Raw genomic sequence first — 26,421 nt, forward strand, 5'->3', positions numbered from 1 at the left:
AATGGTCTTCATCGTTATATTAATAGTTTGCTTCCTTTTACAAATGGTTTTACCCTGGTGGGTTATAATCGTTATTTCTTTTGCTACCTGTGGCATTATTGGTAAAACGGGCAAAATCGCTTTCTGGCAATCTTTCTTTGCCATATTCTGCTTATGGATCGGTTATTCCCTTTTTAAAAGCTTACCAAATGATAATGTTTTAGCCAGTCGTGTAGCAATTATGACAGGCGTAAAAATCTGGTGGTTATTACTTTTGGTTACCGGTTTACTGAGTGGTTTGGCCGCAGGAATAAGTGGTTATTGTGGCTATCAATTCCGCAAAGCTATGCTTGTAAAAAAAACTGACGCTTAAATAGCATAATGCTTCGTATTTTTGCCTTGTGATAAAGCATTCTGAAGATCTATTTTCCATTCAAAGTACAGCAGATTTTAATAAAACTGCACTAAAAATATTTAAATTTCAGGCAGTAAACTGTTCTGTTTATAAGGAATATATTCGCCATTTAGGCGTAAACATTTATGAAGTTAAGGCGGTTGAACAGATTCCGTTTTTGCCCATTAGTTTTTTTAAAAGCCATAGTGTTTTAAGCAGTAAAAATCCAATTGAGGTTACCTTTAGTAGTTCAGGTACCACAGGAATGATTCAAAGCAGCCACCATGTAACGAATGTAAAGTTATATGAACAAAGTTATCTGCAAGCTTTTAACCAGTTTTATGGAAATATAGAAGGGTATAGTTTTTTAGCGCTGCTTCCTTCTTACCAACAAAGATCGGGCTCTTCTTTAATTTACATGGTAAATGATTTAATAGAAAAGAGCAAACATCCTCAAAGTGGTTATTTTCTTTACAACCATAATGATTTACTGAATACCTTGCTGGATTTAAAATCAAAGAACCAGAAAACTGTATTAATCGGTGTTACCTATGCGCTCCTCGACTTTATAGAGCAATATGATATTAATTTCCCTGATTTAATTGTCATGGAAACCGGTGGCATGAAAGGGAAACGCAAAGAAATGGTACGTGAAGAACTGCACGAACAACTGACTAAAGGTTTTGGCATCCAATCTATCCACAGTGAGTATGGAATGACAGAATTACTCTCTCAGGCTTATTCTTTAGGAGATGGCATTTTTAATTGCCCGAGCTGGATGCAGATTTTAATCCGCGATACCAATGATCCTTTAAGTTTAATTGAAAACGGGAAAACCGGAGGTATTAATGTAATCGATTTGGCGAATGTCAATTCATGCTCTTTTATAGCTACCCAAGATTTAGGGAGAATAAATGAAGACAACAGCTTTGAGGTTTTAGGTCGTTTTGATAATGCTGATATCAGAGGATGTAATTTATTAGTGCAATAAGTTAAAACAAACGATTATCGAAATTAAAAGGCTTTACCTCAATGATTCTTATTTCTTTGGCTAAGGCATGATTTACATTCATCAAAAAATTAAATTCATCGTCAATTATAGCAGAAGGAACTTGTAATAAAAGAGATTTATTTTTTGAGACAAATTCATTCCCGATTTTTTGCAAGCCTGAAGGAGCTGGATAATTTCGCCAGTTTTTTGATAAATCTGCTTTATTAACAACCTGAATGTTATCTGCTGGAACATCAAAAACAGTGAGGCACAAAGTTCCTGCATCAACCATTGAATTTTTATTGACCAGAACTTCTAAAGCTGCCAGCGCACGGCTCGATGCCATGTAATGTACCGATATGCCAACCGAGTTCCATCGACCGCCAAATAACCTTGCTCCGGTTCCACTAACATCCTTTGCATGTTTGCAATTTGATATCCGGTATAAAATCATTAGCTCACTACACCGTATTCTATCCTGCCCAAAATTTGCAGAATCATGTCAAAACCAATTGAGGTATCTAAAAGGTTTAATGGCACTTCATTATTTAAAGCTTTATTGGGGCTGCGCATCCAAATATTAAAACTTTTGGCATCACCTAAAACATCTATACCACGCTCGTATAAACGTGCTAATTCAATAGCCCTATCGGCCGAATCAGTTTTAACCAGTGTAGATGGCGTGTAACGTTGCAAAGTACGTTCTGAAATGTGCAGGATGCCCGCAATCTCTTCAAGAGTTAAAGAAATTTGCTTTGCAAGTGCAATTAACGCTTTTTTGGATATTCCTTTTCGGGCAAGATTAAGTAAATCAAAATTGGTAGCCTGAGCATAGCTGTTGCCCATCATAGCCACCATTGGTGTTGAAACAACGTGCGAAACGTAAGCAACCATTGGTTCTTCAACAATATGCAAATCTTCTGTTTTCTTTTTCATATCAGACAATTACACATAAATATACGCAAATTGTCTGATACTAAAAATTAATTCAATCAATACCTTCCTTAGGATTTTAATTCAGGCTTATTCTGCAATTAAAAGAAAATAGTTTTTCTTACCTTTTTGCACCACAATAAATTTATCGTTTATCAAATGCTCCACATTGAAAATTTGATTTGCATCAGCTACTTTCTCCTTATTAACTGAAACACCTCCACCTTGGATTAATTTCTTTGCTTCTCCTTTCGAAGGAAATACTGTTGATTTTTCGGCTAATAAGGTTGCCGCATCAATTCCGTTTGCCAATTCTGCCTTTGAAATGTTAAATTGAGGAATGCCTTCAAACATTTCTAAAACCTGCACCACCGACAAGCTTCTCAAGAATTCTAAAGATCCATTACCAAATAAAAATCCGGATGTTTTAATGGCAGTTTCCAAAGCCTCAACCGAATGTGTTTTTATGGTAATATCTTCTGCCAATGCTTTTTGCAGAATACGCAAATGCGGCGCAGCATCATGTTCTTTTTCAAGCGATTCAATTTCCTCTTTAGTTTTTAAAGTAAAAATCCGAATCCACTTTTTAACGTCATCGTCAGTTGCATTTAACCAGAACTGGTAAAATTTATATGGAGATGTTTTTTCTGCATCTAACCAAACAGCGCCACTTTCGGTTTTTCCAAATTTAGTACCATCGGCTTTTTTAATTAGCTGCGTAGTAATTGCATAGGCTGTTCCCTGATCTTTTCGTCTGATTAACTCTGTTCCGGTAACAATATTTCCCCACTGGTCTGAGCCACCCATTTGAACCAGACAGTTGTTATTTTTCCATAAATGGTAAAAATCGTAACCTTGAATTAACTGATAACAAAATTCTGTGAAAGAAAGTCCGGAATCACCCTCCAAACGTCTTTTAACACTATCTTTTGCCATCATATAATTTACGGTAATGTGCTTACCCACATCCCTGATGAATGTAAATAAATTCATATCCCTAAACCAATCGGCATTGTTAACCATTACGGCCCCATTACCAGCATCCTCAAACTTTAAGAATTTAGCCAGCTGGCGTTTCATACCCGCAAGATTATGTTCAATCATTTCTTCTGTTTGGAGATTGCGCTCGTCCGATTTTCCGGAAGGATCGCCAACCATTCCGGTAGCACCACCAACCAAAGCATAAGGCTTATGCCCAGCCCTTTGAAAATGGATTAAAGTCATGATCTGAGTTAAGTGTCCAACATGTAACGAATCTGCAGTTGGGTCAAAGCCAATATAACCAGAAGTCATACCTTCGTTTAACTTTTCTTCAGTATTCGGCATAATATCATGTAACATGCCCCTCCAGCGTAACTCTTCAACAAAATTTGTCATGGTATAAAATTAATTGGGCAAAGATAATTATTAAGCTGAAAGGTAAAAGAAGTTTAAAGTTTTTAGTTAGCAATCAGAAACTGTATAATCTGCTTGCGTTATCACGCATCGCGAATGAAATCTTTATCTTTTTGAAGTTCGCCAAAAGAAATTAAACGTTTAAAATATTATCTTGCCAAACCAAATCTGGCATAATCGAAGCATAAATTATATGAATTTCCTATCGCACTATTATTTTGACAGATTGACAACCGATTCAAATGTGGTAATGGGTACTGTTTTACCTGACCTTATTAAAAATGCCTCTAAGGAAGCCAATCTCTATCCTCAGAAAAATGAGTTTTTATTTAAGGGAAATCTTGATGAAGAGCACTTATTAAAAGGATGGAAACGACATTTGGCTGTCGATTTGTTTTTCCATTCATCAGATTTCTTTATGGAAAAAACAGCCGAATTAAAAATATTAATTAAACCGGTGGTTGAAGGTACGCCGATCCGTCCGTCTTTTTTAGCCCACATAGGCTTAGAGTTGCTTTTAGATCATTTATTAATTGAGCATAATTTAATCCAGGTTAATCATTTCTACGATCATCTAAACGAAGTGAAAAAAGCATCATTAACTGATTTTCTGGAACATTGTAATTTTAAACAACCAGACATTTTTTTCAATTTTCTTGAAAAATTTATCAGCAGCCGTTATTTATTGAGCTACCAAAAGCTGGACAACATTAGCTATGCACTAAACCGAATTTGTATGCGCCTTTGGCCGCAAAGCCTGGAAGAAAAGCAATTACAGGATTTAACCAAACAGATTACCTTTTACAAACAACAGCTTGAAAAAGATTATATGGATATTTTCCATGAAATAGAGGAAAAGTTAACAGCGCTTACATAAGCTGATATTTCTTTTAACAGCCTGGATTTATCAGTGCACCTCCATAGTAAAAAAGATGCTGAAATAAATTTAGCGTGACGACCAATTAAACAAATTAGTAGTTTGTTTTAGTTATTAAATCAATCCTTCCTTTTTTTATCTTTGCTTCATGTCGCTATTTACAGTTAAAGAAGAAATGGATGCCCTGGTTGCAGAGCTGAACCTGCATAACTACAATTACTATGTACTGGCCATGCCAACCATTGGCGATTATGAGTTTGATAAAAAACTTAAACATTTAGCTGAACTGGAAAAGGCAAATCCTGATTTTGCAGATCCAAACTCTCCTACACAACGTGTTGGCGGAGACATTACCAAAAATTTCATCACTGTAAAGCATAAATACCCAATGTTATCTTTGGGTAATACTTACAATGAACAGGATTTAAGAGATTTTGATGAGCGGATTCGTAAAGCAATTGGTGATCATTTCGAATATGTTTGCGAGTTAAAATTTGATGGTTTATCCATTAGTTTAACTTATGAGCATGGTAAACTTCTGAGGGCCGTTACCCGTGGTGACGGAACTCAGGGAGATGATGTTACCAATAATGTAAAAACAATCCATACCATTCCACATCAAATAAAAACAAAAGTAGCGCCCGATCACTTCGAAATCCGTGGTGAAATTTTCATGCACAAAGCTGCGTTTTTAAAATTAAATGCAGCCCGCGAAGAACTCGGGGAGATTCCTTATGCCAACCCAAGAAACTTTGCTTCGGGCACCATTAAAATGCAGGACAGCAAAGAGGTAGCCAAACGACCTTTGGACGGTTTTATCTACTTTTTATACACGGATAAAAATGAATTTAAAACCCATTGGGAAAGTTTAAATGCCGTAAAGGAGTGGGGTTTTCATGTTTGCGAACATAATAAATTAGTTCAAAACATAGATGATGTTTTGGCCTTTATCCACCATTGGGAGAATGAACGTTTCAAATTAAGTTACGATATTGATGGCATTGTAATTAAAGTTAACAGTTATGCACAGCAAGAGGAACTGGGCTTTACTGCGAAATCTCCAAGGTGGGCAATTTCCTATAAATACAAGGCCGCAGAAGTGGAAACCATTCTGAACAAAGTAACCTATCAGGTTGGAAGAACCGGAGCAGTTACACCTGTAGCCAATTTAAAACCCGTTTTGCTGGCAGGCACAACCGTTAAAAGAGCTACGCTACATAATGCAAATGAAATAGAACGTTTAGATCTTCACGAAGGAGATACTGTTTTTGTAGAAAAAGGTGGTGAAATTATTCCTAAAATAATAAAGGTTAACCTGGATAAGCGCCTGGCAGGTGCGGCTAAAGTTCATTATTTGCACAACTGTCCGGAATGTGGAACCGAACTCATCAGAAAAGAAGGCGAAGCAGTTCATTATTGCCCCAATGATGAAGGTTGTCCGCCACAAATTGTTGGAAAAATTCAGCATTTCATAAGCAGAAAAGCGATGAATATTGATGGTTTAGGCGATGAAACCATAGAAACCTTTTATAAAAACGGGTTGGTAAACCACATCAGCGATTTATACAAATTATATGAAAAGGCTTTACAACTTAAAACATTAGAGCGCTTTGGTGAACGCTCTATTGAAAATATGCTTACAGGTATAGAAAAATCAAAAGAAATGCCTTTCGAAAAGGTGTTATTTGGATTGGGCATTCGTTATGTTGGTGAAACGGTAGCCAGAAAATTAGCTGCCGGTGTTAAAAACATCGACAAACTGGCTACTGCTACAATAGAAGAATTAATTGCTATTGACGAAATTGGACAACGCATTGCAGAGAGTATTGTTGAATATTTTGGAAAAACAGAGCATTTAAAGCAAATAGAATTATTAAAAGCAGCAGGTTTGGCCTTTGAAATTGAAGAAAAGGTAATTACACTGGCAAGTGATAAACTTATTGGAAAAACATTCGTAATTTCGGGCGTTTTTGAAAACTTTAGCCGCGAAGAGCTAAAGGACATCATTGAAGCCAATGGAGGTAAAATTTTGAGCAGTATTTCAGGCAAATTAAATTACCTGGTTGCCGGCGATAACATGGGACCATCAAAACTGGAAAAGGCAAATAAGCTAAACATTCCAATGATCAGTGATGCCGAGTTGCTGGAAATGATAAAATAACAAAGAAGGAATGGATGTTAAAATCAATAAACGAAAGATTAAACCATTTTACATTCGGAATTCAATAATTTAATAATTACAATATATAATGAACAAATTTCAGGGTACTGGTGTAGCTCTTGTTACACCTTTTAACGCAGATGGATCAGTTGATTATAATGGCTTAAAAAGCCTGATTAATCACTTGATAGATGGAGGGATAGATTATCTCGTTTCCTTAGGTACAACCGGCGAAACCGCTACTTTAACTAAAGACGAGAAGAAGAAGATCTGGGCTTATACCGCTGAAATTAACAACAACAGATTACCTTTAGTTGCGGGCATTGGTGGCAATGATACTTTAGCTGTTGCAGAAGACATTAAATCTTTCGACACTACAGGCTATAGTGCAATATTATCCGTTAGTCCTTATTACAACAAGCCAACGCAGGAGGGCATTTATCAGCACTATAAGTACTTGAGCGAAGTTAGTCCGTTAGACTTAATTTTATATAATGTACCAGGCCGTACCGGAAGCAATATGAGTCCGGAAACAACTTGCCGTTTAGCGCACGACTTTAAAAACATTATAGCTACAAAAGAAGCTTCAGGAAGCTTTGATCAGTTTAATGAGATTATGAGGGATAAACCAGCTGATTTCCTTTTAATTTCTGGTGATGACCCCATTACTTTGCCAATGATTGCTTTGGGTGCCGCAGGGATTATTTCTGTTATTGGAAATGCTTTACCTAAACAGTTTTCAGAAATGGTTAACCTTTGCCTTTCGGGCGATTATAAAGCCGCTATTCCTGCTCATTTAAGTTTAGTAGATTTTACCAGAATGGTTTTTGCGGAGGGCAATCCGGCTGGAGTTAAAGCTGCTTTAAAGCATCTAAATGTTTGCGGAGATACGGTTAGATTACCGCTTGTAAAAGTTTCGGATACACTGGAAAAATCTATTATAAACGAAGTGGAAAAATTGAGTCAGCTGGTTTAGCTAAATTCAATTTTTTAAGAAAAAAGGCGTCTGGAACATCACCAGATGCTTTTTTTATGGAATAAGGGCCCGCTTTTTTGAAATCAGCATCTACCGTAACAAAAAAGTTTCTTCAGGTAAAATGATTTAGTAATTTCTCAGCGGTTTCAAGGCATTATTATTGTCTTAGATTTATACACACACAATAAACACACAAATGAAAAAACTATTACTGGCAGGCTTAGCCGTTTTCATGCTAAGCTGCAAAACACCTGCAATTTCCCCTATCGGAACAACTGAAACATCTTTTAAACAAAAAAACCGAACAGCTGAACTGGTTTCGGCAGTAGCAGACGGAACCAGCATTTATCGTGTTTCGAGGAGAACTTTCGATTCAGTTAGTACGCCATTTTATTCCTTTTATTATTTTTATCACGGCAAGTTGGTTCGTTATGAGCAAGCTGCACAACCTGATGATTACAAATTTATCAGGTAACAAAAAATCCCCTTGAAATTCAAGGGGATTTTTATGGGTTCTAAATATTTTTAAGGCTTTAAGCTTTGTTTTTAGTTTCCTGAACTTCTAAGCGGATGGCTTGTGCTAAGTTTTTTAAGTCTTGCATTCCTTTACGGATACGCGTACCAGCAGCACTGTTTCCTTTAGTATAAAACTTATCAGCATCTGCTTCTAAAGCTGCGATCAGACTTTTTACTTCTTCAAATTTTTTCATGTTTAATAACTCCTCTAAGTTTTTAAGTTAAGATTTAATAATACTTACTCTAATTTAATGTGTTTAATTAAATAAAAAAACTTTTGCTAAAATAAAAAACAGCCTTAAAAGTGCTTTTTTTCCACATTAGACTCATTTATAAACATTGAACACTCAAAAAACAAAGAAAACACACTAAAAAACAAGCAATTACAGGCATAGCAACACAAAAAAGCCCTTTAAATTAAATTTAAAGGGCTTTTTTGTGTTATTTACAATTTATACAGATGCAAATTGATTTTCTTTATAGTAGCCGTTTTCAAGCTTTTCTGCTACTTCGCTAAAAGCATCCAAGGTGCGTTGTACATCTTCTAAAGTATGTACAGCTGTTGGAATTAAACGCAATTCGATCATTCCTTTAGGAATTACCGGATATACAACGATTGAACAGAAAATGCTATAGTTTTCACGCAAATCGTAAGTAATAGCGGTAGCATCACTCAACTCTCCTTTTAAGAAAACAGGTGTTACTACTGAATCGGTTACGCCTAAATCAAAACCACGCTCACGTAAACCTTTTTGCAAGGTCATTGCAATTTCCCAAAGTTTATCTTTTAACTCTGGCTGGCTTTTTAATAATTCTAAACGTTTTAATAAACCAATTACCATTGGCATGGGTAATGCTTTAGCAAAGGTTTGCGAGCGCATGTTGTACCTCAAGAAGTTGGTAATTTGCTCTGTTGAAGCTACAAATGCCCCAATGCCTGCCATTGATTTTGCGAAAGTACCGAAATATACATCAATGCCTTCAATACAATCCTGAGCCTCGTGAGTACCGGCACCGGTTTTACCCATTGTACCAAAACCATGTGCATCATCAACTAAAATACGGAAGTTGAATTCTTTTTTAAGCTCAACTATCTCTTTTAATTTACCCTGAGCACCACTCATCCCGAAAACACCTTCCGTAATTAAAAGAATACCGCCACCGGTTTCTTCAACCAGTTTAGTAGCACGCTCTAATTGCTTACGTGCACTTTCAATATCATTATGTTTATAAACAAAACGTTTACCCATGTGCAAACGCAAGCCATCTACAATACAAGCGTGCGATTCAGCATCATATACTACAACATCATTTCTATCAACTAAAGTATCAATGATTGATACCATACCCTGATAGCCATAATTTAATAAAAATGCATCTGGTTTACCTACAAAAGCAGCTAATTCTTGTTCTAACTGCTCATGATATTTAGAGTTTCCACTCATCATACGAGCGCCCATCGGGTAAGCCATACCAAAATCTGCAGCGGCCTGCTGATCTGCTTTTCTCACCTCAGGGTGATTGGCTAAACCTAAATAATTGTTTAAACTCCATACCAGATGTTCTTTTCCACGAAATTGCATGTGTGGTGCAATTTCCCCTTCTAATTTTGGAAAAGAGAAATACCCATGAGACCATTTTTGGTGTTGGCCAAGTGGCCCCATGTGTTTTGCTATTTTATCAAATATATCCAATGTAATATGTATTTATGTACTTTAAAATGTTGCAAATTTAATGTTTATTTGGCTCAAAATCAACATCCTTCTTCTTTCCCGTGTCAATTTCGCGAATCTTATAAGCCAATTTTATGCCAAAAAAGCCCCGATTTAATATCGGGGCTTTAAAATTATATTTGGTTGGTTCTAATCAACGTTATCGTGTAGAAAAGAATTATTAGGTCTGATTTCCGTTCCACCGTCCTGATCGTTGCTTAAAGTAAAGCGACTAACCTGCGATTCTGATGAATGCTGAACCTGTTGCAATTGCATTTGTTTACGCTTATAAGCGGGTTCGTTTTCTAATTCCTGTAAACCATTGGTTGTACGCAGTTTCATGCTTAAATCTTTCAAACGTAAAATACGTTCTTTAGATTTTCTAAGCTGCTCTTCCATTGATTCATCGTTTTTATCGTCATCTAAACCAACAACAGGCATTTCAATTTCTGGTTCTGGCTCTGGCATTGCCGGAATTTCGGCAACTGGTGTTTCAAAAACATAATTGGTTTCTGCCAGCTTTACTTCAAATTCGAAACCGCTTTCTGCCGGAGCTTCTGCTTGTGGTTCTTCTTCAATTAAAGTATGACGAACGACGTTATTTTCTGGCTCCTGTACTTTAGGAGTTTCTGATTTATTAAACAAACCGCCGAATAAATCAGCCTGTGAAGTTTCTTCTTTAGCTTTTAAAACCGGCTCGTATGAAGGAGTAGTTTTTGGCTGAATAAAAGAATTTACGGGTTCAACAACACGTACCAATGGCGCTTCTTCTGGTGTTAATAGAGAAATTTTCTTTTTATTTTTCTCTTCGTTAACACGTTCTTCCGAAGTTTGGAAACCAGTTGCAATAATCGTAACCGAAAGCCTGTCGCCCAATGATTCATCGGTACAGTTACCCCAGATTAAATCGGCAGATAAACCTGCTTTTTCCTGGATATAATCTGTAATAATGGAAACTTCATCCATGGTTACTTCGCGCACACCTGAACTGATGTTTAATAAGATATAACGGGCACCTTCAATTTCATTATCTTTAAGTAATGGAGAAGCCAAAGCTCCTTCTACTGCCTGTAAAGCACGGTCATCACCATCCGATGCAAAACTGCCCATAATGGCTACACCGCTATCTTTCATAACGGTACGCACATCTTTAAAATCCACGTTTATATAACCGGGTACGGTAATGATTTCGGCGATACCTTTTGCTGCAGTTGTTAAAATATCATCGGCCTGCCCAAAAGCTGAACCCAGGGTTAGGTTTCCAAAAATTTCACGTAAACGATCGTTTGAAATAACCAGATAAGAATCTACGTACTTTTTCAGTTCTTCCATTCCTTCGTCTGCCTGCAAACGACGTCTTTTTCCTTCAAAAGAAAAAGGTGTAGTAATGATGGCTACAGTTAAAATGTCAAGTTCTTTGGCGGCTTTTGCAATAATCGGACTTGCACCTGTACCGGTACCACCACCCATTCCTGCTGTAATAAACAACATTTTGGTTGTACTACCCAACATCGCCTTAATATCGTCGATATTTTCTATTGCTGAGTTTTTACCTACCTCAGGAATAGAACCAGCTCCCATTCCTTCGGTTAAACTAGCACCTAATTGTACCTTATTGGGTATAGGACTAGACTCGAGGGCCTGGGCATCTGTATTACAAATAATAAAATCCACACCAGTTATACCCGACAGGTACATATGGTTAACTGCGTTGCCGCCACCGCCTCCAACACCAATAACTTTGATGATTGATGACTTATCTTTTAACATTTCGAACTGCATAATCTTATGAATCAGTTGTTTAAAAATTCTTAATTCCTGTTCATTACTCAATGTAATATTAACACTTTTTCAACACACGTTTTCCACAAATGTTAAGAATGTGGAAAACTCATCTTTTGTTGAAAAATAAATTAGCTCTTCAGGTAATCTTCGTCGCTAACGTTCATATCATCCTGAATGAAAGTTCTTGTTTTTGCCAATAATTTATCGAACAAACCAGGTCCTCTTTTCTCTTTTTCTTTCGCTACTTTCGCTTTTTCTACAAACACACCTGGCTGTTTCATTTCTTCAATCAGCTCTTCGGCTTTTAAAATACCTTTAATTAACAAGCCAACACTGGTTGCGTACATCGGGCTTTTTAAATCGTCGTAAATGGTTTTCGGCATGTCTTCGTATTTGGATAAATGCTCATTGGGGTAACCAATACGGCAATCTAAACCTGTAACATATTCTACCAGCTGGCTTAAGTGTTTTAATAAAGCACCACCCCCGGTAATTACAATACCGCCTATTAGTTTCTTCTCGTATCCTGAAGATTTAATTTCATAGTAAACATGTTCTATGATTTCTTCCATACGTGCCTGAATAACGTAAGCCAGGTTTTTTACTGAAATTTCTTTTGGTTCGCGGCCACGTAGTCCCGGAACGCAAATAATTTCATTTTCTTTATTTTCTTCAGCTAAAGCTGATCCAAAGCGTGTTTTTAATAACTCAGCCTGATTGCGCATTACAGAGCAGCCCTCACGGATATCTTCTGTTACGCTGTTACCACCGAATGGAATAACGGCCGTATGACGAATAATTCCCTCATGGAAAATGGCAATATCTGTAGTACCTCCACCAATATCAACCAGGGCAATACCCGCTTCTTTTTCTTCATCGCTCAACACCGACTCGGAAGAAGCTAATGGCTCCAGGATTAAATCCTGAGTTTGCAGCCCTGCATTATTTACACATTTGATGATGTTTTTTACAGCCGTAACCTGCCCCGAAATGATATGGAAGTTGGCTTCAAGGCGAACGCCTGCCATACCAATCGGATCTTTAATACCCGGCTCGTTATCAATGGTAAACTCTTGTGGCAGCACATGGATAATTTCCTCTCCCGGAGGCATAACCAGCTTAAACATATCATCGATTAATTTATCGATGTCTTTTTTTCCAATTTCGTTATTTAATTCTCTCCTGGTTAAAATACCACGATGCTGTAAGCTCTTAATGTGCTGACCGGCAATCCCAACATTTACCACCTGTATTTCTACATTAGATTGGCCGCTGGCTACTTCTACTGCCTGCGCAATGCCTTGTACCGTTTTTTGAATGTTAGATACCACCCCACGTGTAACCCCCGCCGATTCTGCCTTTCCTATTCCTAAAATTTCTACCTTACCGTGTTGGGTTCTGCGGCCTACAATAACACAGATTTTTGTAGTACCGATATCTAAGCCTACTACAATGGGCGACTGACTGGTAAATTTTGCCTTGTCCATATTCGTTAATTTTGTTGAGTTATATATATTGTTTTTATAGGGAGCTATTTATTCTTTTTTTCTGTTGCCGTTTTCTTCTGCGTTGCTTCAGGTTTTACGGGCTTGGGTTTTACAGCGGGTTGGGCTGGTTTATCTTTATTAGTTTCGGGCTTTGCTACCGGAGGTTTTGCTACCGGTTTAGGCTTTGCAACCACAGGCTTTTCTGCCGGTTTAGGTTTAGTTGCCTCTGGTTTTTTAGCCTCAGCCGGAACCTCCTTGTTTTTTATCGCATTTCCAATCACATCATTGATTAGTGAATCTGCTACCTGGTTTCTTAGGCGTGAAACTTCTGCTATTGAAACCACTTTGGCTTTTTTAGCTGCTGTAGAATCCCTTTTTTCGCAAACCACCTGGTTGGTGTATTTTATGTTAATGGTTTTATACTGCCTGGCGATAACCTGGGGCATGGCCCGTTTATAAAAAATATTCAGGTTTTTCATTTTCACATCAAGCGAATCTGCATCACCCAGTATAATGTGTTCATCACCTACACGAGGGATCAAAATCATATCGCTCTTGGCATCTACAATAATTTGCTCAATCTGAGAATCCCATAAAGTATCTCTTTTTATATACTGTGCCGTTTTAAACAAATCTTTTGCCAATTGTGTATGTAAAGTATCTACACGGCTTCCAAAAACTTCGGCAATATTTCCTGTGGCTACTAATACGTTTGCAGTAAAGTTTGATGAAATAGGCATTTTTAAACCATCATTATCAATGTAAAAATCTTGTCCGCCATTATTTAATATACGCAATATTGGTTGTCTTTGTTTGACTTCAATGTGCATTATACCATCCATATCGACATATACTTTTGCAAAGCCGATATATGGGTTTGACCTTAGTTTTTTCTCAATCTGATGAATATTAATATTTTCCAGGTTTCTACCCAAAAGCACACCCTGATCCTCTTTTAATATGGCATCAATTTCTTCGCGTTCAATAAAATTATCTGCACCTGGTATTAGTATTTTAATGTTGGTACATTTTACCGTTTGCTTTTTAACGTTGATAAAACTTAATAGTACAACCACTCCGCTCAGGCTAATCAGCCAGGCAAACCCAAAAAATATTGCTTTCCAGTTAATCCGTTTAAGCATGGTTTAAGGTGTTTTTTAATGGTTCTATTAATGTATCTATATCGCCTGCACCAACCGTTAAAATCAGTTCAGGTTTTGTTTCTTTAACATGTGTAATTACAAATTCTTTTGTACAAACCTTTTTATCTGCGGCAGTAATTTTATCCAGCAGGTAAGCCGAATTTATTCCTTCAATGGGTTGTTCCCTTGCAGGGTAAATTTCGAGCAGCATCAATTCATCGGCAGTACTTAAAATTTTCGCAAAATCATCGGCAAAATCACGGGTACGGCTAAACAAATGTGGCTGGAATACAACTGTAAGTTTCTTATCAGGATATAACTGTCGCACCGCATCAAAACAAGCTTTTAATTCTTCAGGGTGATGGGCATAATCATCAATATAAATTTGTTTACCATTATTTACTACGTATTCAAACCTGCGCTTTACCCCTTTAAAATTTGCGACTGCTTGTTTTACTTTTTCGGCGCTAATACCCAGCTGTAAAGCTATTGCAATTGCAACGGTTGTATTTTCAACATTATGTTTACCTGGCAGCATGAGGCTTAAATCTTTAATCGAGTGGGAAGCATCCGTATAATCGAAAACAAATTTCGAACCTTCAACCCTCAGGTTTTCGGCTCTTGCCATTGCTGTAGAACTTGCCGCATACGTAATTCCATCTTTTAATGGCAATCCCTCATGCGCATATAATTTTCCCCCGTCTTTTAATTGACTGGCAAATAAATGGAACGATTCTTCCAAATGGCTTTTATCCCCATAAATATCAAGATGATCGGCATCCATTGAAGTAATTACCGCCACATCAGGATGAAGGGTTAGAAAAGAACGATCGTATTCATCGGCTTCAACCACTACAACATTGTTATTCCCAAACAATACATTACTGTTGTAATTGCTGGTAATGCCGCCCAAGAAAGCTGTACAATCGTAACCCGTATCTTTTAAAAGATGGGCTACAATTGATGAGGTTGTAGTTTTACCATGTGTACCGGCCACCGCGATGCAGAACATGCCCTTACTGATAATCCCTAAAACCGCTGAACGTTTTTTAAGGCTAAAGCCTTTATCTTTAAAGTGATTTAAAATTTTTGAATCTTTAGGAATTGCTGGCGTATAAACAATCAGTGTATCATCATGTTTATCCAGAAAAGCACAAGGCAAGGTTCCCGATTCATCCAGATAAGAAATTAAAATGCCTTCTTGTTCTAATGTTTCGGTAAGCTTTGTCCTGGTTTTATCGTAACCACAAACAGCAACGCCGCGTTTAGCAAAATAACGAGCAAGCGCACTCATACCGATACCACCGATACCCACGAAATAAGCTCTATTTATTTTGTCTAACTCCATTTTTATTTATTAATCAGTTTTAAAACTTCATTTGCGATAATTTCATCGGCCTGTGGCAACGCCATTTTGCCTATGTTTTCTGATAACTTTTCGCAAAGCACTTTATCCTTTAACATTTTTAAAGCTTCTGTAACCAGGGTATCTTCTGCCGAGCGATCGTTAATTAAAACCGCCGCATTATTTTTAACCAAAGCCATTGCATTTTTAGTTTGATGATCTTCGGCAACATTTGGAGAAGGCACCAAAATAACAGGCTTTTTAATTAAGCAAAGTTCTGCAATGGTTCCGGCACCAGCTCTGCTGATAATTACATCAGCAGCAGCATAAGCTAAATCCATTTTATTTAAAAACTCCAGAATCCGAACATTTGGATGGTAATCCAGGCCTAACCTTTCGATAATTCCTTTGTAGTAAAACTTACCGGTTTGCCAAATCACCTGTACATCTTCTGCAAGGATTTCAGCCAAATGTTTTTCTATACTTTTATTTAATGTTCCGGCGCCAAGGCTTCCGCCTGTAACCAAAATAATTTTCTTTTGAGGATCGAGTTTTAAAAGCTCTGCCCCAGCGTAATGCTTTCCTTTAATATCAACTACCTCTGTACGTACCGGATTTCCTGTTTTTAATATTTTATCCGCAGGAAAAAACTGTTGCATCTCATCAAAAGCAACACAAATTTTTGAAGCTTTTTTACCCAGCCATTTATTGGTTACGCCTGCATAAGAATTCTGTTCCTGGATTAAGTAAGGAATTCCTTTTAATGAGGCCGCATACAGTAAAGGACCGGAAGCATAACCACCTACCCCAACAACTGCATCAGGTTTAAACTCATTAATAATTTGCATGGCTTTACGCACGCTGCCAATTACCTTAAAAGGCAAGGCCAGGTTCTTAACGATCGAACCGCGTTGGATTCCACTAATGTTTAAACCAACAATTTTATATCCTGCTGCCGGAACTTTTTCCATTTCCATACGGCCGGTGGCACCCACAAATAAAATTTCACATGCGGGCACAATACGCTTAAGCGCATTGGCTATGGCCACGGCGGGAAAAATATGCCCGCCAGTGCCACCACCTGATATGATAATTTTTGGGGAATTATTCATTTTTTATCTTTAGTTACTGAATGATAGAATTTTGAACGAATGAATGTTTAACTGCAATAGCTACATTCTCTAATCCAATCATGGTCTCACTCTATCATTCATCTTTTATGCTATCGCAGGTATTTCTCCTATAATAACTTTATTTTTTATTTTGTCTTTCTCTTCTTTTGTTCCAATACCGGCATTCTCTTCAACATCCCTACTCACACTTAAAATAATACCAAACGCCACACTGGTAAAAATCATTGATGTACCACCCATACTTACCAGTGGCAACGGCACGCCTGTTACAGGACCTAAACCTACAGCAACAGCCATATTTGCAAACGCTTGTATGGTTAAGCTAAAGCTTAACCCTGCCGCCAGCAAAGCTCCGAATGCCTTGGGTGCCCGTGTTACTATTTTTATACATCGGTATAGGAGCACCAGGTAAAGCATCATAATTATAATTCCCCCCAGTGTTCCCCATTCTTCAATAATAATGGCGAAAATAAAATCGGAATATGGGTGCGGAAGGAAATTACGCTGTGTGCTATTACCTGGTCCTTTACCAAAAACACCACCAGTAGCTAAGGCAATTTTTGCCTGGTCTGCCTGGAAAGTTTTATCTGAGTGCTGCATCTCTGGATGCATAAACGAATTAATACGCGACATGTATGTTTTTCTTCTGGGACCGAGAAAGAACACGAACATGAGCAAAACCAATCCGCCGGCACAAACTATTGCAATTTGCTTTATACTAATCCTGCCTATAATAAGCAGTAAAATACTTACTCCAAATAACATCAGGGCTGTTGATAAATTGGCCAGGGCAATTAACACGAAAACCACGCAAACAGAACCCATAATCGGGATGAACGATTCTTTTACATTTTTAATGTTTTCTTGTTTCTTGGTCAGCATCCTGGCTAAAAAGGTAATTAAGGCCAGCTTGGCCAAATCGGATGTTTGAAATGTTAAACCAATTACAGGAATTTTTACCCAACGGGAAGCATCATTTAGGTTTGTACCAAATATTAAAGTATACAATAATAACGGTATGGTTACAATCATCAGCACTTTAGAAATACCTGCATAATACCGGTAATCCAGCAAGTGGGCAATGTAAATCATTCCAATACCCAGTAATACAAAAATAAGGTGCTTGGTTAAAAGCAGTTTTTCTACCGCTTCTCCTTTTTTATAGGCCAACGTACCTGTTGCGCTATACACGGCCATTACAGATATAAGCGAAAGCAGGATGATGATCAACCAGATCCATCTATCGCCTTTTGTTTTATTAAGTAGTGCCTGCAACATATTACAACCTCCTTCTATAGTTCTTTTACTGCCGCTTTAAACTGATTACCGCGGTCTTCATAATTTTTAAACAAGTCGAAACTTGCACATGCCGGCGACAACAAAACGGTATCGCCGCGTTTAGCCAGATGATAGGCAATTTGTGCCGCCTCATCAGCCGAAAAAGTATTGACAATCACCTCCACATCATCTTCAAAAGCATCATGTATACGCTTGTTATCTTTACCCAAACAAACAATAGCTTTTACTTTACTTTTAACCAGATCCTTAAGCATATTGTAATCGTTGCCTTTATCAACACCGCCCATAATTAACACTACATCGGTACTCATGCTCTCCAAAGCATACCAGGTAGAATTTACATTGGTTGCTTTACTATCGTTAATAAAGTCTATTCCAGAAATTTTGGCCACATGTTCTAATCTGTGCTCAATATTCTTGAAATCGCCCATGCTTTCGCGGATTGAGCTATTTCTTAATTCTAAAACTTTTGCTACAATGCCAGAAGCCATAGAATTGTAAATGTTGTGCTTGCCCTGTAAGGCTAAATCTGAAATAGACATGGTTAGTTCTTTATTTGGTTCTATAAGGATGTGTATTGTATTATTTTCTAAAAACGCACCTGGTTCAACTTTTTTAGTGATTGAAAATGGATATGTTTTAGCCAAAGGCTTAATATTTTTTAAAGCTTTTAAACTTCCTTCGTCATCAGCACAGTAAACAAACACATCGTTTTCTGTTTGATTCTGGATAATCCGCATCTTAGATGCTGCGTAGTTCTCGAGCTTATAATCGTAACGGTCTAAATGATCTGGTGTGATGTTAAGCAACACGGCTACATCCGCCTTGAATTTGAACATATCATCCAGCATAAAACTCGAAATCTCCAAAACATACCAGTCAAAGTTTTCAGTTGCCACCTGAGCGGCAAAACTTTGCCCGATGTTACCAGCCAAGCCTACATTTAAACCTGCACGCTTCAAAATGTGATAAGTAAGCAAACTTGTGGTCGACTTACCATTAGATCCGGTAATACAAATGGTTTTTGCACTGGTATATCTTTTCGCAAATTCAATCTCTGAAATTACAGGTATACCCTTTTTAGCCAGTTTTTTAATGATGCCTGCTGTTGAAGGAATGCCCGGACTTTTAATTACCTCAGTTGCGTTAAGGATGAGTTCTTCAGTATGTTTTTCAGATTCAAACGCAATAGACATTTTTTCTAAAGCGGCTTTATACCGATCGGTAATTACGCCAAAATCAGACACAAACACATCAAAACCTTGTTGCTGCGCCAATTTTGCAGCACCAACACCGCTTTCGCCAGCACCTAAAATAACCATACGGCCCTGCCCTGCCATTGCTGACTTCGTATTGCCTGATGTGTTATTATTGGTGCTCATTATATTATTTTATTTCTTTATTTTTTCTATCCAGGGCCTTAGCTTACCTTAGTTTTTCTTTTTCGCCAGGTGTTTTCTACCTCAATTTTAGGGTAACAATGGTCATAATGGCCAGCATAATTCCTATAATCCAGAAACGAGTTACAATTTTTGCTTCGTGGTACCCTTTCTTTTGATAATGATGATGTAAAGGCGACATCAGGAAAATCCTTCGGCCTTCTCCAAATTTCTTCTTGGTGTATTTAAAGTAAGAAACCTGCATAATGACCGATACCAGCTCAACTAAGAATAATCCGCATAAAATTGGAATCAGAAGTTCTTTGCGGATCATAATTGCAAATGCAGCGATGATACCACCAATAGCCAAACTTCCTGTATCGCCCATAAAAACCTGTGCCGGGTAAGAGTTATACCACAGAAACCCTACACATGCCCCAACAAAAGCGCCTGCAAAAATCATCAGCTCTCCCGAATTGGGGATATACATAATATTGAGGTAATCTGCCATAACGGTATTACCCGAAACATACGCCAGGATACCCAGCGTGGTACCGATAATGGCTGATGTGCCCGTTGCCAGTCCATCTATACCATCAGTAATATTCGCTCCGTTTGATACGGCCGTAATAATAAAAACCGTGAAAGCCAGGAATACAATAAATGCATATTTCTCGTACCCATCACCCAAAAACTTAAGCACCTTTGCATAATCGAACTCATTGTTCTTATAAAAAGGCATATTGGTTTTGGTCGATTTTACATCTTGTGTGTAATAGAAAGTTTCGCCCTTTTGGCGTAAAACCATGGGCACCGAAGAAGTATTTTTAACATTATCCTGAACGGTTTCTCTTACCACAATATTAGGGTTGTAATACATTGTCCACCCTATAATCAAACCTAATCCTACCTGGCCAACAACTTTAAAGCGGCCGGCTAAACCCTCTTTATTTTTTTTGAATACTTTAATATAATCATCCAGAAAACCAATTGCCCCCATCCAAACTGTGGTTACAATCATGAGGATAACATATACATTGGTAATGTTGGCAAATAAAATAGTTGGAATCAGAATACCCAATAAAATCATGATACCACCCATTGTTGGCGTACCCTGTTTTTGCATTTGCCCTTCCAAACCCAAATTCCTTACCGTTTCTCCAACCTGCATTTTGTGCAAGAAATCAATAATCCTACGGCCATAAACTGTTGTAATAATTAAAGACAGGATAATAGAAATTGATGCACGGAATGTGATGTATTGAAACAACCTTAATCCCGGAATGTCATAATGCTTATGCAGGTATTCGAATAATAAATATAACATTAGCGTGTTGGGTTTAGTTGTTCAATCAATAATTCTTTATCGTCAAAATGGTTTCTTACCCCATTTATTTCCTGATATTTTTCGTGGCCTTTTCCGGCTACAAGAATAATATCTCCGCTTTTTGCCAAAAGACAAGCGGTTTTTATGGCTTCCTTTCTATCCAAAATGGATATCGTTTTTCGTTTATTTGTTGGTGATACACCGGCTTCCATTTCTGTAATAATACTTTGCGGATCTTCGGTACGTGGATTATCAGCGGTAAGAATAACCTTATCACTCCAATCGCAGGCCACTTGAGCCATAATTGGGCGTTTTGTTTTATCACGATCGCCACCACAGCCAATTACCGTAATTACCTGCTCGGTTCCTTTACGAATGTTTGCAATGGTACTCAATACGTTTTGCACCGCATCAGGTGTATGTGCATAATCCACAATACCAATAATACCATCTGGAGAAGTAATGTAATCAAAGCGCCCCTCTGCCCCATTTAAACGGCTTAAAAGAGTTAAAACCTTTAATTTATCCTGTCCTAAAAGAATAGCTGTACCATAAACGGCCAGTAAATTATAAGCATTAAAAGAGCCTACCAGTTTAAAGTAAACATCTTCATTATCAATATCCAGGTGTAAACCACTAAACTGGTTTTCTATAATTTTCGCTTTAAAATCGGCAAGCTGTTTAAGCGCATAAGTCTTTTTATTTGCTTTAGTATTTTGCAGCATAACCATACCGTTTTTATCATCGATATTGGTTAATGCGAAAGCAGATTTAGACAAACCATCAAAAAATGCCTTTTTAGCTTTTAAATAACTGTCAAAAGTTTTATGAAAGTCAAGGTGATCGTGCGTTAAATTAGAAAAAACACCGCCAGCAAAAGTTAAACCTTCTATACGATGTTGGGCAACCGCATGAGAACTTACTTCCATAAAGCAATAATCGCAACCGGCATCAACCATATCCTTTAATAAGGCGTTTAAGGCAATAGGATTGGGTGTTGTATGTGTAGCCGCAACAACCACATCCTGAATGTAGTTTTCTACCGTTGATAACAATCCGGTTTTATAACCTAAATCTTTAAAAAGTTTAAATAAAATGGTTGCTATAGTTGTTTTACCATTGGTTCCGGTAATACCAATAAGTTTTAAAGCAGCAGAAGGATTTCCGAAGAAATTACCCGCCATAATACCGAGGGCAACCGATGAATTAAGAACCTTTACATAAGTAATTTCTGTGTTGATATGCGCGGGCAATACTTCACAAATAATTACTGTAGCACCCTGCCTAATCGTTTGATCGATGTAGCTATGGGCATCAACTGTGGTGCCTACTATAGCGAAAAAAACATCATCCTTTTCTATTTTACGGGAATCAAAATTTAGCGCACGAATACTTCTATCGGTTTTACCAACCAACTCCTGTATTGTTACGCCATAAAGTAAATCCTGTAATTGCATGCTATTTATTAATTATTGAGTTTAATGTATGAGTTGTTGAATGTTTAAAGGCAATCGCTTTCATTTCTTCAATTCTACATTAGTTATTCTAACATTATTTCTACGCCCAATCCTTTTCCAACCTTTGTTCCGGCAAGTATAGATTGGGTAACTACTTTACCTGAGCCCACCACTTTGGTTTTTAGCCCCGCATTACCCAAAAGATATAAAGCATCTTTTAAGCCCATGCCAGCCACATTTGGCATTACACCTTTATGCTCGTTATTTTCCTGGAATACCGTTCCGGCGCTGGTATCAATTGTATTGTAATACTCAGATTTAGATGCAAAAAGAGGTTTAAATCCAAATGCCTTATATACTTTCTGAGTAGCTTTACTTTGTCCGGCTTTTGTTGGTGGGTTACCCGTATTACCAACCAAAGTGGCTGGAGGATCATTATACATTTGCATATCGCTGGCATAAATCCTGTCAGCAATTTCCCTGAAAACAGGCCCCGAAACCGTAGCGCCATAATAAGCGCCTTTAGGATCGTTAATTACTACTATTAAAGAATATTTAGGTTTATCAGCTGGAAAATACCCTACGAAAGAAGCCTGATACTCTTTCTTCGCCTTATATCCTTTATTTGCATCAGCAACTTGTGCAGTACCCGTTTTACCAGCAATCGGATATAATGGATTGTAAACAATCTGTTTTCCGCTACCTTCAGTTACCACACCTTCCAACATTTTCTTAATCTTACTCAGGGTTACATCCGAACATATTTTATCGTTAATTACCCTGGCCTTAAACTGCTCAATTGGATTACCCAGCCTTCTAATCTCTTTTACAAAAATTGGCGCTATCATTTTACCATTGTTAGCCACGGCATTATACATGACAAGCATCTTTAATGGCGTTAACTGCATCTCATAACCATAAGCCATCTGCGGCAGCGTCATATTTTTGTTCCAGCTTTTGTTCGTTTTAGGGTTTTTAACCACTGGCATTGCCTCACCAGGAATCTGCAGCTCCATTCTTTTGTTCAGCTGCCAATCATACAGGTGATCGGTAAATTTTATCGGATCACTGCCATAATGCGTATTGATCAGCTTTGCGATTGCAGCATTGGAAGACGTTTCAAAGGCCTTTTTGGCTGTAACCGTTTCAATTTTTGGATGCGAATCCGTGATTAACTTTCCAGGGATCTGGTAATACCCTGTGCCAATCATCGTATTGGTATCTATGAGTTTATCTTCCAAAAGCGCCATGTAAGAAGCGAGTTTAAAAGTTGATCCGGGATCCTGATTACCCGCTATAGCATAATTGAACTGCTCTTTATACACCCCTTCTTCTACTTTAGAAAAATTGGCTACTGCACGGATTTCACCTGTTGCCACTTCCATCAATATCACTGTACCATGATCGGCCTGCGACTTGATTAGCTGTTTCTCCAACGCACTTTGCGCCAAATCCTGCATGTTTACATCAATGGTAGAAATAATATCTGCTCCATCTTTAGGTGCAACCTCTGCTTCTTCGTTAACCGGAATGTAAACCCCACCGGCAATACGCTGCATTAATCTTTTACCCGTCTCACCATTAATATATTCCTTGTAAGCACCTTCCAAACCAACACCATTTTTTACATTTTCATTTTTGTAGCCAATGGTACGCGCAGCAAGTGCTTTAAATGGCAAAATGCGTTTGTTCTGCTGTACAGCAATTAAACCTCCGCTAAACTTCCCTATATTGTATAATGGAAATGTCCGGATGGTTTTTAAATCTGCATAACCAACCTTACGGTGAATCAACAAATAGCGGGCACTGTCCTGACGGCCAGTGCGCAGGTAACGTGCATATTCTTTGGGCGTTTTATCCTGAAACAACTGGGATAATTTCATTCCTAAAGAATCTACCTTTTCATTAAAAACTTTGTCGTCCTGAATTCCTCCCGCGTACATATCCATACGCAACTCATACTCAGGCACCGAAGTTGCCAGCAAACTTCCATCGTTAGAATAAATGTTGCCGCGCGTGGCCTCAACATTTACATATCTTGTAGAAAGACTATCAGCCATAGCTTTCCATTTATGCCCCTGTACAAATTGCACCTGCCCTAAACGTAGAAATACCGCCAGCGCAAAAAGCACAATTAAGCCAAATGCCAGATATACACGAAGCAATATGTTTGCTCTAATATTCATCGCTTTTAACAATTATTTTTTTGGGTGGCTCAATTAGTTCCTTTATTCCAAGGGTATCAACCTTTTTAGCTACCTCAGTTAGTTTGCTTTTAAACATGAGGTCGGCTTTTAAAGATTTATACTCCCATCTTAATTCTTTTACTTCTTTATTCAACTTATCAATACGGCGTACATTATTTACCGCAAAGTGGCTGTTGGCGATATAGATCATTCCTAAAAAGGCCAAAAAACACAAATAAGGCAGAGCATTTGTTGCCGCCTCTTTCGTTACTAACCCATCATTAAAAAGCTTACTGATAAATGAATTGCTATCCATTTTCTCTTCAGCTGTTTTAGCCCTTTTTGGAGGAGCCTTCAACTCTGGTTCAGGCCCTATTTCCTCTTCTTCTATATCTTCCCTAAACCTGTTCATATCTTTTCTGCAATTCTTAATTTTGCACTCCGCGCCCTGTTGTTCCGCGCTATTTCTTCATCAGATGCTACAATTGCTTTACGAGTAATTACATTAAAAGGCTTTTGCTGGTTGCCAAAAAAGTCTTTATCCACTTCGCCCTGAAACTTGCCTTTTGCCATAAAATTTTTAACCGGTCTATCTTCCAAAGAATGGTAAGACATTACAACCAGGCGACCTTCAGGTTTTAAAACCTCGGCAGTTTGCAACAAGAAATCTTCCAACACACGCATTTCCGCATTCACCTCTATACGCAAAGCCTGAAACACCTGGGCCAGATATTTATTTTCTTTTCCTTTTGGAACAAAACCCGAAATGGCAGTTTTAAAGCTATCAATATCCGTAAAAGGCTTTTCTAAACGGGCTGTAACGACCGCACGGGCCAATGATTTTGCATTTTTAACCTCACCGTAAATGCCAAAAATTTTATGCAGCTGAGCTTCCGGATAAGTATTTAAAACTTCTGCCGCAGTTAACTTACCATGCTGATCCATACGCATATCGAGATCTGCGTTATGGCGAATGGAAAAACCACGTTCTGCCTGATCAAACTGATGTGAAGAAACACCAAGATCAGCTAAAATACCATCAACCTGCCTGAAACCTTTTAAACGAAGGTTATTTTTAAGAAATCCAAAGTTCTGATCGATAAAGATAAATCGCTCATCAGCAGGGATGTTCTTTTGTGCATCTAAATCCTGATCAAAAGCGATCAACCTTCCGTTAGGACCTAAATGTTTTAAAATTTCTTTTGAGTGCCCACCGCCACCGAAAGTAACATCAACATAAACCCCGTCGGGCTTAATATTTAATCCCTCAATGCAAGGCTGCAACATTACCGGCACGTGATAACTATTCTCCATCTACAACTCCTTTCTTTCCACCCATTACTTCCTCTGCCAGATTAGCAAAGTTTTCAGGTTCATTATCAAGCAAATCATCATAAGCCGATTTGGCCCATACTTCAATTTTATTAAACTGACAGGCCAGCACGACATCACCACTGATGCCCGCAAATTCCAATAAAGATTTTGGCAACAACACACGTCCGGAAGCATCAAGTGTTAACTCAGATGCACCACGTGTAAAAAAGCGAATAAACTCACGGGTTTTCTTTTCGTACTGATTTAGCTTACTTAAATCGGCTACAATTTCATCCCATACTTTTTTAGGATAAATAACCAAATGCTTTTCAAAACCACGGTTAATTACCAATCCATCACGCTCGGCTTCGGGCAATTGCTTCTTAAGCGAAGCAGGCACCATAAGGCGGCCTTTCGCGTCAAGTTTACAATCAAATTCTCCCAAAAGTTGAGTCATAGTGGTATCTACACTTTTTATGTAGTGTAAAAGTAAATAGTTCTACCACATTTTACCACTTTTTACCACAAAAAAGTTTTCAACACCACATTTCTCCCACCAAGCCCCTAAAAAAGCTCAGCAAATTACAATAAAAAAACCGCCAAATCAGTATTGATTTGGCGGTTTTTAAAAAG

At 37.9% G+C, this 26,421-nt stretch carries 24 protein-coding genes; 6 read left to right on the forward strand and 18 right to left on the reverse strand.

Annotated elements, in window-relative coordinates:
- Window position 1: 1 nt before the first annotated feature.
- Window positions 2-352: a hypothetical protein gene (locus R2Q77_RS12260; protein WP_316804012.1), complete on the forward strand. Its 351-nt coding sequence runs from the start codon at window positions 2-4 to the stop codon at window positions 350-352.
- Window positions 353-383: 31 nt separating this feature from the next.
- Window positions 384-1,364: an acyl transferase gene (locus tag R2Q77_RS12265; protein WP_316804133.1), complete on the forward strand. Its 981-nt coding sequence runs from the start codon at window positions 384-386 to the stop codon at window positions 1,362-1,364.
- A gap of 1 nt (window position 1,365) precedes the next feature.
- Here R2Q77_RS12265 and R2Q77_RS12270 read toward each other — a convergent pair whose 3' ends face one another.
- The 3 genes from R2Q77_RS12270 to tyrS form a co-directional block, all read right to left on the reverse strand.
- Window positions 1,366-1,818, reverse strand: a complete 453-nt coding sequence (locus tag R2Q77_RS12270) for an RES family NAD+ phosphorylase (RefSeq protein ID WP_316804013.1) — start codon at window positions 1,816-1,818, stop codon at window positions 1,366-1,368.
- On the reverse strand, window positions 1,818-2,300 hold the full coding sequence (locus R2Q77_RS12275) for an antitoxin Xre/MbcA/ParS toxin-binding domain-containing protein (protein WP_316804014.1): 483 nt from the start codon (window positions 2,298-2,300) through the stop codon (window positions 1,818-1,820). The genes R2Q77_RS12270 and R2Q77_RS12275 overlap by 1 nt, the downstream gene beginning before the upstream one ends.
- Before the next feature lie 87 nt (window positions 2,301-2,387).
- Complete coding sequence (gene tyrS / locus R2Q77_RS12280; protein WP_316804015.1) at window positions 2,388-3,674, reverse strand: tyrosine--tRNA ligase; 1,287 nt, start codon at window positions 3,672-3,674, stop codon at window positions 2,388-2,390.
- Between the two features lie 211 nt (window positions 3,675-3,885).
- Here tyrS and R2Q77_RS12285 point away from each other — a divergent pair, with 211 nt between their 5' ends.
- The 4 genes from R2Q77_RS12285 to R2Q77_RS12300 all read left to right on the forward strand — a co-directional run bounded on the left by R2Q77_RS12285 (window position 3,886) and on the right by R2Q77_RS12300 (window position 8,181).
- Window positions 3,886-4,569, forward strand: a complete 684-nt coding sequence (locus R2Q77_RS12285; protein ID WP_316804016.1) for a hypothetical protein — start codon at window positions 3,886-3,888, stop codon at window positions 4,567-4,569.
- A 148-nt stretch (window positions 4,570-4,717) separates the two neighbouring features.
- Window positions 4,718-6,730, forward strand: a complete 2,013-nt coding sequence (ligA, locus tag R2Q77_RS12290) for an NAD-dependent DNA ligase LigA (RefSeq protein WP_316804017.1) — start codon at window positions 4,718-4,720, stop codon at window positions 6,728-6,730.
- Window positions 6,731-6,818: 88 nt separating this feature from the next.
- Complete coding sequence (dapA, locus tag R2Q77_RS12295; protein WP_316804018.1) at window positions 6,819-7,706, forward strand: 4-hydroxy-tetrahydrodipicolinate synthase; 888 nt, start codon at window positions 6,819-6,821, stop codon at window positions 7,704-7,706.
- A gap of 196 nt (window positions 7,707-7,902) precedes the next feature.
- Window positions 7,903-8,181: a hypothetical protein gene (locus R2Q77_RS12300; RefSeq protein ID WP_316804019.1), complete on the forward strand. Its 279-nt coding sequence runs from the start codon at window positions 7,903-7,905 to the stop codon at window positions 8,179-8,181.
- 58 nt (window positions 8,182-8,239) lie between these two features.
- Here R2Q77_RS12300 and R2Q77_RS12305 read toward each other — a convergent pair whose 3' ends face one another.
- The 15 genes from R2Q77_RS12305 to mraZ form a co-directional block, all read right to left on the reverse strand.
- The gene (locus tag R2Q77_RS12305; RefSeq protein WP_316804020.1) at window positions 8,240-8,416 is read right to left on the reverse strand and encodes a histone H1; all 177 of its coding nucleotides are present in this window, start codon (window positions 8,414-8,416) and stop codon (window positions 8,240-8,242) included.
- 258 nt (window positions 8,417-8,674) lie between these two features.
- Complete coding sequence (locus tag R2Q77_RS12310; protein ID WP_316804021.1) at window positions 8,675-9,916, reverse strand: aminotransferase class I/II-fold pyridoxal phosphate-dependent enzyme; 1,242 nt, start codon at window positions 9,914-9,916, stop codon at window positions 8,675-8,677.
- A gap of 168 nt (window positions 9,917-10,084) precedes the next feature.
- Window positions 10,085-11,716 carry a cell division protein FtsZ gene (gene ftsZ / locus R2Q77_RS12315; protein ID WP_316804134.1) on the reverse strand — a complete coding sequence of 544 codons (1,632 nt, stop codon included), beginning with the start codon at window positions 11,714-11,716 and terminating at the stop codon, window positions 10,085-10,087.
- 131 nt (window positions 11,717-11,847) lie between these two features.
- Window positions 11,848-13,206, reverse strand: coding sequence for a cell division protein FtsA (gene ftsA / locus R2Q77_RS12320; protein WP_131535885.1), 1,359 nt, complete (start codon window positions 13,204-13,206; stop codon window positions 11,848-11,850).
- A gap of 44 nt (window positions 13,207-13,250) precedes the next feature.
- The gene (locus R2Q77_RS12325; RefSeq protein WP_316804022.1) at window positions 13,251-14,348 is read right to left on the reverse strand and encodes a cell division protein FtsQ; all 1,098 of its coding nucleotides are present in this window, start codon (window positions 14,346-14,348) and stop codon (window positions 13,251-13,253) included.
- Entirely contained in the window at window positions 14,341-15,696 is a 1,356-nt protein-coding gene (gene murC / locus R2Q77_RS12330; protein ID WP_316804023.1) for a UDP-N-acetylmuramate--L-alanine ligase, read from the reverse strand. The genes R2Q77_RS12325 and murC overlap by 8 nt, the downstream gene beginning before the upstream one ends.
- A 2-nt stretch (window positions 15,697-15,698) precedes the next feature.
- The gene (murG, locus tag R2Q77_RS12335; RefSeq protein WP_316804024.1) at window positions 15,699-16,805 is read right to left on the reverse strand and encodes an undecaprenyldiphospho-muramoylpentapeptide beta-N-acetylglucosaminyltransferase; all 1,107 of its coding nucleotides are present in this window, start codon (window positions 16,803-16,805) and stop codon (window positions 15,699-15,701) included.
- Between the two features lie 105 nt (window positions 16,806-16,910).
- Window positions 16,911-18,104, reverse strand: coding sequence for an FtsW/RodA/SpoVE family cell cycle protein (locus R2Q77_RS12340; protein WP_316804025.1), 1,194 nt, complete (start codon window positions 18,102-18,104; stop codon window positions 16,911-16,913).
- Between the two features lie 14 nt (window positions 18,105-18,118).
- Window positions 18,119-19,507, reverse strand: a complete 1,389-nt coding sequence (murD, locus tag R2Q77_RS12345) for a UDP-N-acetylmuramoyl-L-alanine--D-glutamate ligase (protein ID WP_316804026.1) — start codon at window positions 19,505-19,507, stop codon at window positions 18,119-18,121.
- Between the two features lie 76 nt (window positions 19,508-19,583).
- On the reverse strand, window positions 19,584-20,831 hold the full coding sequence (gene mraY, locus R2Q77_RS12350) for a phospho-N-acetylmuramoyl-pentapeptide-transferase (protein ID WP_316804027.1): 1,248 nt from the start codon (window positions 20,829-20,831) through the stop codon (window positions 19,584-19,586).
- Window positions 20,831-22,288 carry a UDP-N-acetylmuramoyl-L-alanyl-D-glutamate--2,6-diaminopimelate ligase gene (locus tag R2Q77_RS12355; protein WP_316804028.1) on the reverse strand — a complete coding sequence of 486 codons (1,458 nt, stop codon included), beginning with the start codon at window positions 22,286-22,288 and terminating at the stop codon, window positions 20,831-20,833. Before R2Q77_RS12355 ends, mraY begins: the two co-directional genes overlap by 1 nt.
- 83 nt (window positions 22,289-22,371) lie before the next feature.
- Window positions 22,372-24,474 carry a penicillin-binding protein gene (locus R2Q77_RS12360; protein WP_316804029.1) on the reverse strand — a complete coding sequence of 701 codons (2,103 nt, stop codon included), beginning with the start codon at window positions 24,472-24,474 and terminating at the stop codon, window positions 22,372-22,374.
- Window positions 24,464-24,886 (reverse strand): FtsL-like putative cell division protein, encoded by a 423-nt coding sequence (locus R2Q77_RS12365; protein ID WP_316804030.1) that lies wholly within the window; start codon window positions 24,884-24,886, stop codon window positions 24,464-24,466. Before R2Q77_RS12365 ends, R2Q77_RS12360 begins: the two co-directional genes overlap by 11 nt.
- Window positions 24,883-25,788, reverse strand: coding sequence for a 16S rRNA (cytosine(1402)-N(4))-methyltransferase RsmH (gene rsmH, locus R2Q77_RS12370; RefSeq protein WP_316804031.1), 906 nt, complete (start codon window positions 25,786-25,788; stop codon window positions 24,883-24,885). The genes R2Q77_RS12365 and rsmH overlap by 4 nt, the downstream gene beginning before the upstream one ends.
- Window positions 25,778-26,245, reverse strand: coding sequence for a division/cell wall cluster transcriptional repressor MraZ (mraZ, locus tag R2Q77_RS12375; protein ID WP_131535895.1), 468 nt, complete (start codon window positions 26,243-26,245; stop codon window positions 25,778-25,780). Before mraZ ends, rsmH begins: the two co-directional genes overlap by 11 nt.
- Window positions 26,246-26,421 lie beyond the last annotated feature (176 nt).

This window comes from Pedobacter nototheniae (assembly GCF_032678625.1).
GTDB classification, from domain to species: domain Bacteria; phylum Bacteroidota; class Bacteroidia; order Sphingobacteriales; family Sphingobacteriaceae; genus Pedobacter; species Pedobacter nototheniae_A.

Bases quoted from the DNA above. Each gene is read 5' to 3' on its own strand.
- R2Q77_RS12260 (WP_316804012.1), top strand. From the start codon at position 2: ATGGTCTTCATCGTTATATTAATAGTTTGCTTCCTTTTACAAATGGTT.
- R2Q77_RS12270 (WP_316804013.1), bottom strand. From the start codon at position 1,818: ATGATTTTATACCGGATATCAAATTGCAAACATGCAAAGGATGTTAGT.
- R2Q77_RS12275 (WP_316804014.1), bottom strand. From the start codon at position 2,300: ATGAAAAAGAAAACAGAAGATTTGCATATTGTTGAAGAACCAATGGTT.
- tyrS (WP_316804015.1), bottom strand. From the start codon at position 3,674: ATGACAAATTTTGTTGAAGAGTTACGCTGGAGGGGCATGTTACATGAT.
- R2Q77_RS12285 (WP_316804016.1), top strand. From the start codon at position 3,886: ATGAATTTCCTATCGCACTATTATTTTGACAGATTGACAACCGATTCA.
- ligA (WP_316804017.1), top strand. From the start codon at position 4,718: ATGTCGCTATTTACAGTTAAAGAAGAAATGGATGCCCTGGTTGCAGAG.
- dapA (WP_316804018.1), top strand. From the start codon at position 6,819: ATGAACAAATTTCAGGGTACTGGTGTAGCTCTTGTTACACCTTTTAAC.
- R2Q77_RS12300 (WP_316804019.1), top strand. From the start codon at position 7,903: ATGAAAAAACTATTACTGGCAGGCTTAGCCGTTTTCATGCTAAGCTGC.
- R2Q77_RS12305 (WP_316804020.1), bottom strand. From the start codon at position 8,416: ATGAAAAAATTTGAAGAAGTAAAAAGTCTGATCGCAGCTTTAGAAGCA.
- ftsZ (WP_316804134.1), bottom strand. From the start codon at position 11,716: ATGCAGTTCGAAATGTTAAAAGATAAGTCATCAATCATCAAAGTTATT.
- ftsA (WP_131535885.1), bottom strand. From the start codon at position 13,206: ATGGACAAGGCAAAATTTACCAGTCAGTCGCCCATTGTAGTAGGCTTA.
- R2Q77_RS12325 (WP_316804022.1), bottom strand. From the start codon at position 14,348: ATGCTTAAACGGATTAACTGGAAAGCAATATTTTTTGGGTTTGCCTGG.
- murC (WP_316804023.1), bottom strand. From the start codon at position 15,696: ATGGAGTTAGACAAAATAAATAGAGCTTATTTCGTGGGTATCGGTGGT.
- murG (WP_316804024.1), bottom strand. From the start codon at position 16,805: ATGAATAATTCCCCAAAAATTATCATATCAGGTGGTGGCACTGGCGGG.
- R2Q77_RS12340 (WP_316804025.1), bottom strand. From the start codon at position 18,104: ATGTTGCAGGCACTACTTAATAAAACAAAAGGCGATAGATGGATCTGG.
- murD (WP_316804026.1), bottom strand. From the start codon at position 19,507: ATGAGCACCAATAATAACACATCAGGCAATACGAAGTCAGCAATGGCA.
- mraY (WP_316804027.1), bottom strand. From the start codon at position 20,831: ATGTTATATTTATTATTCGAATACCTGCATAAGCATTATGACATTCCG.
- R2Q77_RS12355 (WP_316804028.1), bottom strand. From the start codon at position 22,288: ATGCAATTACAGGATTTACTTTATGGCGTAACAATACAGGAGTTGGTT.
- R2Q77_RS12360 (WP_316804029.1), bottom strand. From the start codon at position 24,474: ATGAATATTAGAGCAAACATATTGCTTCGTGTATATCTGGCATTTGGC.
- R2Q77_RS12365 (WP_316804030.1), bottom strand. From the start codon at position 24,886: ATGAACAGGTTTAGGGAAGATATAGAAGAAGAGGAAATAGGGCCTGAA.
- rsmH (WP_316804031.1), bottom strand. From the start codon at position 25,788: ATGGAGAATAGTTATCACGTGCCGGTAATGTTGCAGCCTTGCATTGAG.
- mraZ (WP_131535895.1), bottom strand. From the start codon at position 26,245: ATGACTCAACTTTTGGGAGAATTTGATTGTAAACTTGACGCGAAAGGC.